This window comes from Chlamydiales bacterium (genome assembly GCA_041395025.1).
Classification (GTDB): Bacteria; Chlamydiota; Chlamydiia; order Chlamydiales; family JAAKFR01; genus JAJACP01.
On record JAWLBH010000001.1, the window covers coordinates 309,046 to 321,446 of the forward strand.

Here is a 12,401-nt window from a genome sequence, read left to right on the forward strand (position 1 = left end):
AATCTATTTAACCAAAGATGAAATTGTTTGCATAATTGCATCAATATAGCAATGATAATCCTCTTGGAGATCTTCTGGGGTTAATTCATAGAGAATGTCAGGGTTCACACCTTTATTTTCAATGACATCTTTATTCATTCTTCTTGCTAAAGACCCTGTCATCATAAATTCCTTAATTCCTGATTGATTAGGAAAAGTGGCAGTCATGAGATAGCCACCTGCACCAGCTGTTCTTGTTCCCATTAGAGTTGCCCGTTTATTATCCTGTAAGATAGCTGGGAAAAAATCTCCACCAGAAAAATCAAGACTATTAATTAGCACAAGAATGGGTTTTGTATAACGATATTCCGGATGAGGCATAATCTGATCAACACCAAATACATGTGTAAGATCTGTATAAAGCTTTCCTCTATTCCATTGATCAATTAAAAATTGATAAAATTTTCTCATCAAAACTACAAATAGATAACTCATAGGGTATCCTTCAGCTTCATCACCAAGAATTAGATTGGTTGTCTCTTCATCCTTACAATCTTCAAGATAACTTAAAGTCGATAGCGCAGTCTCTACTTCTGCCTGAGTTAAGGAGATATGATGCTTAGGAGTATTAAGAGGTTTATCAGTCAGAATAGAAGCTAAAGCATAAAGATAGAGAACAGAACCTCCTGGATTATCCAATTGATCAATAATCAACCCATCTGTCTCAGTTTGAAAGTAGTTGATAATTTCTCCGAAATAAGACACCTCTTCAATTTCACCCATGTAATGAGGAATGCGAATATATCCGATGGTTTTACCTATGGGAGTTTCAAATATATAGGCATCAAAAGGTGAATCTTGTTCCGATTCCCAGATTTTTTTACCAATCGACGGTAGATAACTAGAGCGAGCCCCAATCTGATGTTTATTTAATGTTCTATGATTAGGATGCAAATAAGTCCATTGAGGGAAAACCATAAATTTTCTTAAAAAAGAATTTTGCTTCAAAGGGGTATGAAAAATTGATGGATGATTGAGAAACCTGACATTTGTTTGAAGATCTGTTTTGAGAGCAGTAATCTTAGAAAAATCACAGATTTTTTCTGGGATATAGTTCCATCTCAGATTAGCTGAAATAATTTTATTATTTCGTTTATGTCTTCCAGTCACAATCACATTACCTTTGGGAATTTTATTTCCTAGTGATCCATGACGATTTGTAAGCAACATTGTAGCGAGTGCAAGATCCGTACTGTATGTGTTTGAACCAAATTCTGTTTTCCGTAAATCCTCAACCACCTTATCTATAGGTTCGCCATCAAATGTTAAGATTTCATCACCAACTGCAAATGGAAATTGTTTTTTAGAGATTTTATCCGAATCAATCTCACAAATAAAATAACGTTGGTTAGCCCCTTTGATAAGAAAAGGAAGAGAAGCACTCTCAGTAGAATAAAATTCCACATGAGTGTGATAGTCGCATACAGAATTAAAGAAATCACGTATAACGACTTGGCACTCTTTTAAAGTTGGATAGGATTGATTTTCAATCTTATTTTTTGCTTCTTGAATGGCCTGATCAAGACGCCATGTTGTCGATTCCTCTTTCCACTTCAAGGGGGCGTATTTGACGGAAAAAATCGTATGGATACTATCTAAATCAGCAAGTACACGCTTTTTAGTTAATGATGATTGATTGGATGGAATAGCAGCAAAACTCGTTCCTATACACAATAATCTGATCAGGAAGCAGGAAAAAAAAATTTTCATCTTTATCATTTCTCCGATACCAAAAGAGACTAGGAGCATTAAGATGATGCATTTAAAAGTCAATAATTGAAAAAAATGCTACCTATGCTTTAAAGAAAATAAAAAATCAAAATCAAATTTACAAAAATGCTTACCTAAAGACTGTATTCATTTTTAGCTTCATCTTAATCTTAATTAAGGCAGACCTCCAAAAATTGAATATGTCAACAAAAAAGCAGTAATCCCAGCGAAATAGCTTATAAGAGCAATCCAAGAGATTTTTTTCAAATACCAGATAAAATCAATTTTCTCCATTCCCATAAAAGCAACGCCTGCTGCTGAACCAATGATGAGGATACTCCCTCCAGTTCCAGCGGCATAAGCAATTAAGAGCCATAGCTGCGAATCGATAGGAAAAGCTGTAATATCGTACATACCTATAGTTGCAGCAACAAGAGGAACGTTATCGACAATACTAGAGATTAAACCAATCAAAATTGCCACATAGTTTTGCCCGGGAAGCCAGGCTTCGAGGTGTTTAGCAAAATCTTGTAGTAAGCCATTAGCTGCAAGTGCATTAATAGCGAGTAAAATGCCGAGAAAAAAAAGAATTCCCGAAATATTGATTTTGGTCATGATATGTACAACACGTAAGTGCCATCTGTTTTCACCATGTTTGAAATGGATCAAGTCAGTGACCAACCAAAGAAGCCCTAACCCTATAAGGGCACCCATAAAAGGTGGAACACCAAGAGTAGCTTTCCAGACTGGAATCATTATCAAAGAGGCAATTCCCATGCATAAGACCTGCTTAGCCCCTGGCTCCATTGCTATATGAAAAGTACTAGGGACAGGCTTATTTTCTCCCTTAATCATTAAAGTAGCAATAAGACCAGCAACAGTTGCACAGATAGCTGAGGGAATAAAAAGCAATTTTATTGTCTGCCAAGACGTAATTTTTTCATTGATCCAAAGTAAAGTCGTGGTAATGTCCCCAATAGGGGTCCATGCTCCACCAGCATTCACAACAATCACAATAATTGAACCCAAAAGCCAACGTTCCTTTGGATTTTTTATCATTTTTTTCATCAAAGATGCCATCACAATCATAGAAGTGAGATTATCAAGGACTGCAGACATAAAAAAAGAGACCCCTATCAAAAACCAAAGCATCTTTTTCTTAGAGGAAGTATAAAGAATATCTGTAATCATTTTAAAACCATGATGGGAATCAATTAATTCCACAATGATCATGACTGCAAGTAAAAAAAAGACGATTTGAGCTACATCAGATATTTGATCAGCCATCAAATTTGGATTTATTCCTTCATGTAAATAAGTGTAATATAAAATCCAACAAATCACTCCCATGACAAGAGCAACTGCTGCTTTGTTTACATGTAAGAAATTTTCAAAAATTATGGCTAGATAACCTATAGAAAAAAAAATCAACAATTCAATGTTAAGCATAATTTTACACTAGATGATTTTTGAATTTAGATTAATAAGAAGGTTTTGATTGACAATTCCCTAATTAATAATAGAAAATAAGATAGTATTTTTTGATAGAATGCCGCAACCTAAAACACTTTTTCAACGTCTTAATACTTTTGTCCCTAAGTCAATTCAATGTCTTAGCCAAGGATATTCTTTAATTGGATTTCGCAACGATATCATTGCTGGAATTACAGTCGGTGTGATTGCTTTTCCTTTAGCTCTTGCTGTAGCGATTGGAGCTGGTATTCCTCCAGAAAGAGGTCTTTTTACTGCTATTATTGCTGGATTTCTGATTTCACTCTTAGGTGGTAGTCGGGTGCAAATTGGAGGACCAAGTAGTACTTTTATTGTCATTCTTTATGGGATTATGCTAAGACACGGCTTTGAAGGGATGCTCATGGCAACCCTAATGGCTGGAATCATCTTAATCTTTTTCGGATTAATAGGGTTAGGGACCTATATCAAATATATCCCCTATCCTGTTGTAACTGGATTGACTACAGGGATTGCCATTGTCATTTTTTCTTCACAAATTAAAGATTTTCTAGGATTACAAATGGGAAACGTGCCTATAGATTTCCTAGGAAAATGGCAATCCTATTGGAAACATTTAGGATCTTGGAATCTCAAGGCATTGAGTCTTGGAATTATGACTCTAGGAATTATTATTTATTTTCGACATTACAAACCAAAAATTCCTGGAGCGATTATCGCACTTAGCGTCACAGGCCTGATCACCTGGATTTTTCGTATCGATGTTCCAACAATAGGAAGCCGTTTTGGCACCCTGCCTCGCTATCTCCCTTCTCCTACTTTCCCAATGTTTGAAATCAATGAGATGCTGATACTTGTTCCTGATGCACTCACGATTGCGATTTTAGCTGGCATGGAGTCTCTACTCTCAGCTGTAGTATCTGAAGGAATGACTGGTTGGCGTCATCAATCAGATTGTGAACTCATTGCACAAGGAATTGCTAATATTGGCGCATCTTTATTTGGAGGCATACCTGCAACAGGTTCTCTTTCAAGAACTGCAACAAATATCAAAGCAGGAGCTTCTACTCCAATGGCTGGAATGATTCATGCAGGTTTTATTTTTTTAGTCATGTTTCTATTCGCGCCTTTAGCAATGCAAATTCCTCTTACTTCTTTAGCAGCAGTTCTTCTCATTGTGGCTTGGAATATGAGTGAAATCCACCATTTTCTCCATCTTTTCACAGCTCCAAAAAAAGATATCATCGTCCTTATAACGGTGTTTATTTTTACAGTTCTTATTAATATTACTGCTGCTGTGCAAGTAGGCATGATTCTGGCTGCTTTTCTCTTTATGAAGCAAATGAGTGATCTTTCAGATGTTGTTTCGATAACACAGTTTTTTGAAGACCAAGGCAGTAACATTGAGGGAAGTTACCGTGATCCTGATTCAATTAGTCGTACTGAAGTACCAGAAGAGGTAGAAGTTTATGAAATTAATGGACCCTTCTTTTTTGGAGTCGCTGATCGATTAAAAAATGTCTTTAATGAACTCTCTCGACCTCCTAAAATTTTTATTTTGCGTATGCGTCGAGTCCCAACGATCGATGCTTCAGGAATGCATGCACTTGAAGAATTTTATATTGAATGCAAACGGCAAGGGACTCTTCTTCTCCTTGCTGGTGTCAAAAAAGGTCCTTTACGTGATTTACAGAGATATCATCTAAATGAATTGATTGGAGAAGATCATATCTTTTCGCATATTAACTCGGCTCTTGATTTCTCTCGTGAGCTTCTTCAAATTGAAAAATTTCAAAAAGCAATGCGCTAAACATCCTATAGCATCTTTTCAGGCTGAACAAGACGATCAAAATCTTCTTCAGATAGAAAACCAAGTGCTAAACAAGCCTCTTTTAATGTCATATTTTCATGAAAAGCCTTGTGAGCTGTCTTTGCCGCTTTATCATAACCAATCACAGGGCTTAGAGCAGTGACAAGCATAAGAGAAGATTCTATATGCTTTTTAATGTTCAAATAATTAGGTTTTAAATCTTTAATAAAATACTCATTAAATGAATGTAATCCTTCAGTAAGTAAGGAAAGAGATTCTAGAAAATTATGGATAATCATTGGCTTAAAGACATTAAGTTGAAAATTTCCACGAGATCCAGCAATACTGATGGCTTGATCATTACCAATTAAGTGGACACAAATCATAGCCAATGCTTCACATTGAGTTGGATTAACTTTACCTGGCATAATCGAAGAGCCAGGTTCATTCTCTGGGAATAGTAACTCTCCTAAGCCACAACGAGGTCCTGAACCAAGTAGACTCAAATCGGTGGTGATTTTAATTAAAGAGACTGCTAATCCTTTCAAAGCACTATGAACAGCAACAAGAGAGTCATGTGTTGCGATTGCTGAAAATTTATTTTTTGCTGGCTTAAAAGGCAGCTCAGTATAGTAAGAAATTTTTTCACACATTTTTTTTGCAAAAAATTTAGGAGCATTAAAACCAGTTCCAACCGCTGTAGCTCCAATTGCGAGTTCGTAAAGAGAAGGAACGACCATTTCAATACGCTCAATATTCTGTTCAATTTGATTGACATACCCTGAAAATTCCTGACCCAGAGTTAAAGGAATCGCATCCATCAAATGTGTGCGCCCAATTTTTACCACATTCTGAAAATCGATTGATTTCTTATGTAAAGAGTCTCGTAGTTTCTTTAATACAGGAAGGAAATGGAATTTAAGACTTTTGGCAGCAGAAATATGCATAGCTGTTGGAAAGGTATCGTTTGATGACTGAGATAAATTGACATCGTCATTAGGATGGATAGGAGACTTGCTTCCCATCACTCCACCAGAAAGTTCAATAGCTCGATTTGCAATCACCTCATTTACATTCATATTCGTCTGAGTTCCACTTCCTGTTTGCCAAATTTTAAGAGGAAAATGCGTATCGAGTAATCCCTCAGCCACTTCATTAGCTGACTGGGTGATCCATTGTTTTTTATCTTCAGTTAACTTACCGAGTTCCCAATTGACTTCAGCTGCTGCTTTCTTGATGATTCCAAAAGCATGAATCACCGGAAGAGGCATTTTATGCTTTCCAATACTAAAATGTATAAGAGAACGTGCCGTCTGTGCTCCATAATAAACAGAACAAGGGACTTCCATCGTTCCCATACTATCTGATTCAATGCGTGTTGCCATAACATTCTATTATAAAAATCAATTGACTCAGAAAATATACGAAAGTACAATTTATAACCATGTCGAAGAAAGTTGGATTGCTTTTTTTGTGTTTTCTCCTTTTTTTAGGAATTTGGGAGCTTGTCTCATTATCTTTCCCCCACTTGCTTTTTGTCCTTCCTCCTCCTTCACAAATTTTATCTACACTTTGGGAACTACGTAGTCGTTTCTATTTCCATACTCTTTTTACCTTAAAAGAGATGTTAGGAGGGTTTATTTTAGCCTTGGTTACGGCCTTCCCTTTGGCCTGGACAATGATGCGTTACCAAGCTTCTCGATCACTACTACAGCCTCTTTTTATCGTCATCCAATGTCTTCCTATGTTTACACTTGCCCCTATTATGGTCATTTGGTTTGGGTGGAGTTTTACAGCGATTGTGATTCCAACTGCTTTAATGATTTTTTTCCCTTTGACTCTTAATATCTATCAAGGACTGCGTTCGACACCAAAAGACCTTCTTGAATTCTTTGAAACCCATCAAGCAAGCTCTTGGCAAACATTTTTTAAACTACGTCTTCCTTGGGCTATGCCCCATATTTTTGCCGGTTTTCGTATCTCTTCTGCAATTGCAGGTGTAGGAGCTGTTGCTGGAGAATGGGCTGGAGCCCAAAATGGATTGGGTATATTAATGCTAGAAAGTCGTCGAAAAACTGAGCTTGAAATCACTTTTGGAGCTCTCTTCTGCCTCATGGCAATCAGTATTTTGTTATACGGCGTGATTCTTTATTGTGAAAAAATTTCACACCTACCTCATATATGGAAATTTAGATCCAACACATCTCTGATGAACCGAATAAACAAAAAGACACTCATCTTACCCATCTTTATTCTATCTATTCTTCTTTTTGGAGTTTTTCAATCTAAAAAGAAAGATGAGAAAATCACAAGGCTCCTTCTAGACTGGCTACCTAATCCTAATCATATCCCCCTTTATGTTGGTTTGGAAAAAAAATTTTTTGAAGAAGAAGGTATTCACCTGGTGATCCAAAAAATGCATGATGAAGGAGGAGCCATACCCTACCTCACCTCACATCGGACAGATTTGTTAGTCAATAACCTACCAGGAACACTTAAAGCTTGTTCTCGTGGAGCTGATATTAAACTCATTGGCCTACTAATTGAAGAACCTCTTTCTGGATTTATCTATAGAAAGAATCCTAATATTAGAAAACCTCAAGATCTTACAGGATGCAATCTTGGATATTGTATTGGAGGACCCGATACGTCGTTTCTCGACTTTCTGCTAGATCAAGGCAATATTATTCCTAATCTACGTAAAAATATCAGTGTCGATCTAATTTCTCCTATGGAAGCTCAAGTTGTTGACTTCATATTTGGAGGTTTCTGGAATATTGAACCAGCCCAATTACGTGCCATTGGTGTAGAAACCAATTACTTTTCAGTCCAACAATTTGGTGTTCCTAAATATTATGAAATGATTATCTTAGCAAATAATCAAGCTGTTGAAAGCTCCCCTACCTTCGTTCAAGCTTTTCAAAGAGCACTAGATAAAAGTATCCAATTTTCATGCAACCATCCAGATGATGCTTTTTTGTGCTATCAACTCCATAATCCTGATCGACGTGCAAAAACTTTAGCATGGGAAAAAGAAGCCTGGAAATTAACTTATCCTCTGCTAGTAAAAAATCAAAATATCGATATTCAAATGCTCGAAAAACTTAAAAATTGGATGCAAGATCGTAAAATTATTACTCAATCTTTCAATATTCATCAGCTCATTCCTAATACAACTCATTAAAATGAGTTGTATTTTTATCTTTATAAAAGCTCTAATGAAGATTTTACAATGCCAATCGGTCTGACTCAAAACATCACCTAGCAATTAAAAGACAAATTATTTACATTTTTTTTCAGTCTTACTTGCTCTAGTGCTTATGAACAGAAGAATCTCAATTTTAAATACACATGAGTGAGAGGTTTAATCTACTTCTGATTGGAGATGAAGAAAAGTATCTCGTCTCTATTCAAACAGTTTTAGAATCCTTATACATCAAGGGTATTACCTTTTCCGTCATCATTGCAAAAACTATCAAGGAAGCAACCAGCCGATTAGCTAAAGAAGAAAAATATGATTTGATTTTAACAGATCTCTATCTTTCTGATAGCAAAGAGCTCCAAATCATTAAAACACTTCAAGCAACAAATCCAAATATTCCTATTATCACCACCTCTTTTCACACTGACGAAAAAATAATTCGAAAGATTATCCGTTTAGGTGCACAAGATTATCTACCAAAAAAAGAATTGGATCCTAAACATTTACAACGGGTCATTTATGCCTCTATTGAAAGAAACCGTCTTCAACAAACTTTAAAAACCCTCTCTTTTACTGATGAGATGACTGGTTTATACAACCGTCGTGGATTTTTTACCCTTTTGAAGCAACAGGTTTTTCTTTCAAAAACAAACAATCAAAGCTTTTATTTTTTTCTAATTGATCTAGATTATCTTAAAATGATTAATGACACTTATGGTCACCCTGCTGGTGATCAGGCTTTAATAGATACTGCTAAATTATTACGACTTTCTTTTCGACACCACGATATCATTGGTAGAATTGGAGGAGATGAATTTGGTATCATTGTCACCAATACTAAAGCTCATCAAGAATTGAAGATCAAAAAAAAAATTAATGATACATTTGCAAAACAAAATAAGAAAGATAAAACACCTTATCAACTTACCATCAGTATTGGATTTGCCTATTTCAAAGAATCAAGCGAAATCTCAATTAAAGAACTGGTCAAAATAGCTGACCAATGCCTCTACAAAGAAAAAGAAAAAAAACACCCAAAAAGATGACAAACAGATCATAAATTTTAAGAATTTGATTTAGAATCTATCTTTGAAATTTCTTATCACCTATTTTCAAGAAAATTATTTAGCACCACGAGATAAAAGATGTGACAAACGTACAAGCACATCCCTTAGTACTTCAAGAGGTTTCTGAGTTCCATTGACACGAGAAATTAAATGAGAAGGATAAAAATCTAAAATTTTTTCAATCTCCTTTTCATAAGTTTCAACACGTTTTTTTAACATATTTTTTTCAATACTATCTAGACGTCCTTCAATAAGAGCCTTTGTTTCTAACCTTTCGATTAATTCTTCCATACTTGAAATCTCTAAAACAATAATATGACGTACTTTAACAAACTCCTCAAGTTTATGAGCCTGTACTAAATTCCGAGGAATACCATCAAGTAAAAGATCCTGATTCTCAGGATAATAAGAGTTTGTTGCAATAAGTCCTTCGACATAATATTTCCAAATTTCAATTGTAGCCTCATCGGGCAATAGCTTACCTTGTCTAGCATAAGAATAATACAATTTACCAGCTGGAGAACCAAGAGGTAGACTACGAAAAATATTTCCTGAAGAAAGATGATATTGTGTTCCAGAACTAGTCAAAAATTTTCCTAAAGTCCCCTTACCTGCTCCTGGAGGACCAAATAAAAGAATGGCAGGAAATTTATCTTGATAAGGCTCAATTAACCCCATAATCTTAACCTAGCGTTGAGTAAATTTGATCGAAAAACTTGAAATCTCTTTGGCAAAAAAACACAACTTCTATCGAAGTTTGAAGAGAATTCGTCTAAAAATCCAGACTTATAAGCATATTTTATTGAATTATGAGAGGATTTTAAAGTAGAATTTATTTTGCAAACGCAAAATTTGTCTAATTTAAGATAATTTTAATCAAGAATGGCAAAATTGTAAAATAGAAGTAAAAATTTATCAAATATGAATAGTTATGGAAATTTTTTTGGAACTACAATGACTCTATTTCTAGTCATTGATGCTTTAGGAAATCTCTCTACTTATTTGTCTCTAATTAATTCTTATAGTCAATCCCAACAGCGTCTTATTGCAATTCGTGAGTTATTCATTGCTTTGGGAATTATGATTCTATTTCACTATATCGGTCAAATTCTTCTTCCCCTTCTTGGAGTTTCCTACATTTCTGTTCAAATATCTGGAGGACTGATTCTTTTTTTGATCGCAATTCGTCTGATTTTTTCTCCTCAAGAAGCAAACCTGAAATGGGATAAAAAAAAAACTGTCATGTTTCCGATTGCTACTCCTTTAATTGCAGGACCTTCTGTTCTTGCTGTTATCATGATCTTTGCTCAAGAAAACTCTTCTAGTTTCGTGATTTTTAGTGCCGTATCCGTAGCTTGGTTTTTTTCAGGCTTAATTATTTTCTTTGCTCATCCAATTCACAATCTTCTTAAAGAGAAAGGTTTGTTAGCATGTCAAAGATTAATGGGATTAATTGTAGCCATGATTGCTATCGAACTTTTTCTTGAAGGAATTAACGGGATCGTCAAATGATCAATGATTTGTTTCATATGTCTTTTCTCTTTTTGATTATAATGGATCCTTTGGGAAATATTCCGATCTTCGTGAGTGTATTAAAACATTTTGATCTTCAACAACAAAAAAGAATCATTTTCCGCGAATTGTTAATTGCTTTAGGTATTATGATTCTTTTTCTTTTCTTTGGTCAGGGATTTTTTCGTCTGCTTAATGTCTCAAATTCATCTTTACAAATTGCGGGAGGTATTATTCTTTTTTTAATTGCTATTCAAATGATCTTTGCTTTACCTGGTGAAGAAGGTAAAGAAAAAATTCCTAAAGACCCACTGATTGTTCCTCTAGCAATTCCTGCTGTTGGAGGACCAGGAATTTTAGCTACAATGACCTTATATGGAGGAACAGTCAATAATAAGTTTCTTACCTTATTAGCTCTTTTTATTGCCTGGCTTTTTTTACTCCCCACACTCCTTTTTTCTGGATATATTAAAAAAATTCTTGGAAAAAATGGCATTACTGCCGCTGAACGTTTATTTGGATTTATTGTCATACTTATTTCTACACAAATGGCAATTAGTGGATTAACTTCCGCGCTTAGTTTAAGGATATGATAAAATGATTACATATTTGATGAAAAAACATAGACAATTCGATAAAAAATATTGATCTTTATACAAGAATACAAAGATCCAAACTTGGAATAAATAATTGTAATGAAAAGAAATGATACTTGTTGGTGTGGGAGTCAAAAAAAATGGAAAAAGTGCCATTATCCAAAAGAATCTCCCTTATTAGAAAAGAAAAAACTTTCTGATTATTATTATAGCAACTATGGAATTCTTTTAAAAACTCCTGAGCAAATTGAAGGCATTCGAAAGGCTTGTAAACTCACTGCACGTATTCTTAATGCCATCTGTCAAAAAGTAGATGTTGGAGTCACCACAAATGAACTTGATGCTTTTGCGGTTGAATTACACAAAGAAGCAGGGGCTATTCCTGCGCCTCTTCACTATGGCAATCCTCCTTTCCCCAATAGCATCTGTACTTCTATTAACCAAGTGATCTGTCATGGTATCCCTAATGACCTTCCTCTTCAAGAAGGAGATATTATAAATATTGATACTTCAGCTATTCTCGATGGCTACTATGGCGACTGTAGTCGAATGGTAAAAATCGGAAATATTTCTGCCGACAAACAGCTTGTTTACGATGTCTCTTATGAGTGTCTTAATCTTGCAATACAAAATGTAAGACCTGGTATGATGATTCATGAAATTGGAGATCTTATAGAAGCCTATGCCACTCAAAAAGGTTGCACAGTCGTAAATAAATTTGTTGGACATGGTGTTGGTCTAAAATTCCATGAACCTCCTCAAGTTCCTCATTATAGTAATCGAATGCAAATTCCTCTTGTTCCTGGAATGACCTTTACAATTGAACCTATGATTAATGCTGGTCTTCCAGATGTGACCCTCGATCCTATTACACAATGGATTGCCTCAACAAAAGATGGTAAACCAAGTGGTCAGTGGGAACATACTCTTCTTGTTACAGAAACTGGTTATGAAGTTCTTACAATTTTACCATAATATTAAAAGTATTTTTTGAA

10 protein-coding genes are annotated in these 12,401 nt (G+C 35.1%); 6 read left to right on the top strand and 4 right to left on the bottom strand.

The window, feature by feature from the left end; genetic code table 11:
• Positions 1-3: 3 nt before the first annotated feature.
• Both R3E91_01395 and nhaD read right to left on the bottom strand, forming a co-directional pair.
• Positions 4-1,749 (bottom strand): protease-like activity factor CPAF, encoded by a 1,746-nt coding sequence (locus tag R3E91_01395; GenBank protein ID MEZ5314854.1) that lies wholly within the window; start codon positions 1,747-1,749, stop codon positions 4-6.
• A 174-nt stretch (positions 1,750-1,923) separates the two neighbouring features.
• Positions 1,924-3,198 carry a sodium:proton antiporter NhaD gene (gene nhaD / locus R3E91_01400; GenBank protein ID MEZ5314855.1) on the bottom strand — a complete coding sequence of 425 codons (1,275 nt, stop codon included), beginning with the start codon at positions 3,196-3,198 and terminating at the stop codon, positions 1,924-1,926.
• Between the two features lie 100 nt (positions 3,199-3,298).
• Between nhaD and sulP the strand changes: the two genes are divergently transcribed.
• Positions 3,299-5,029: a sulfate permease gene (gene sulP, locus R3E91_01405; GenBank protein ID MEZ5314856.1), complete on the top strand. Its 1,731-nt coding sequence runs from the start codon at positions 3,299-3,301 to the stop codon at positions 5,027-5,029.
• A 5-nt stretch (positions 5,030-5,034) separates the two neighbouring features.
• On the opposite strand, the gene fumC is transcribed toward sulP, so the two are convergent.
• On the bottom strand, positions 5,035-6,414 hold the full coding sequence (fumC, locus tag R3E91_01410; protein MEZ5314857.1) for a class II fumarate hydratase: 1,380 nt from the start codon (positions 6,412-6,414) through the stop codon (positions 5,035-5,037).
• A gap of 59 nt (positions 6,415-6,473) precedes the next feature.
• On the opposite strand from fumC, the gene R3E91_01415 reads away from it, so the two are divergent.
• Together R3E91_01415 and R3E91_01420 are read left to right on the top strand one after the other, a co-directional pair.
• Positions 6,474-8,213, top strand: a complete 1,740-nt coding sequence (locus R3E91_01415; GenBank protein ID MEZ5314858.1) for an ABC transporter substrate-binding protein — start codon at positions 6,474-6,476, stop codon at positions 8,211-8,213.
• A 167-nt stretch (positions 8,214-8,380) separates the two neighbouring features.
• Positions 8,381-9,277 carry a GGDEF domain-containing response regulator gene (locus R3E91_01420; GenBank protein ID MEZ5314859.1) on the top strand — a complete coding sequence of 299 codons (897 nt, stop codon included), beginning with the start codon at positions 8,381-8,383 and terminating at the stop codon, positions 9,275-9,277.
• Between the two features lie 75 nt (positions 9,278-9,352).
• On the opposite strand, the gene R3E91_01425 is transcribed toward R3E91_01420, so the two are convergent.
• Positions 9,353-9,976 carry a nucleoside monophosphate kinase gene (locus R3E91_01425; GenBank protein ID MEZ5314860.1) on the bottom strand — a complete coding sequence of 208 codons (624 nt, stop codon included), beginning with the start codon at positions 9,974-9,976 and terminating at the stop codon, positions 9,353-9,355.
• A gap of 243 nt (positions 9,977-10,219) precedes the next feature.
• Between R3E91_01425 and R3E91_01430 the strand changes: the two genes are divergently transcribed.
• The 3 genes from R3E91_01430 to R3E91_01440 all read left to right on the top strand — a co-directional run bounded on the left by R3E91_01430 (position 10,220) and on the right by R3E91_01440 (position 12,381).
• Positions 10,220-10,810: a MarC family protein gene (locus R3E91_01430; GenBank protein ID MEZ5314861.1), complete on the top strand. Its 591-nt coding sequence runs from the start codon at positions 10,220-10,222 to the stop codon at positions 10,808-10,810.
• Between the two features lie 17 nt (positions 10,811-10,827).
• On the top strand, positions 10,828-11,403 hold the full coding sequence (locus R3E91_01435) for a MarC family protein (protein MEZ5314862.1): 576 nt from the start codon (positions 10,828-10,830) through the stop codon (positions 11,401-11,403).
• A 102-nt stretch (positions 11,404-11,505) separates the two neighbouring features.
• Complete coding sequence (locus R3E91_01440; GenBank protein ID MEZ5314863.1) at positions 11,506-12,381, top strand: methionyl aminopeptidase; 876 nt, start codon at positions 11,506-11,508, stop codon at positions 12,379-12,381.
• Positions 12,382-12,401: the final 20 nt, after the last annotated feature.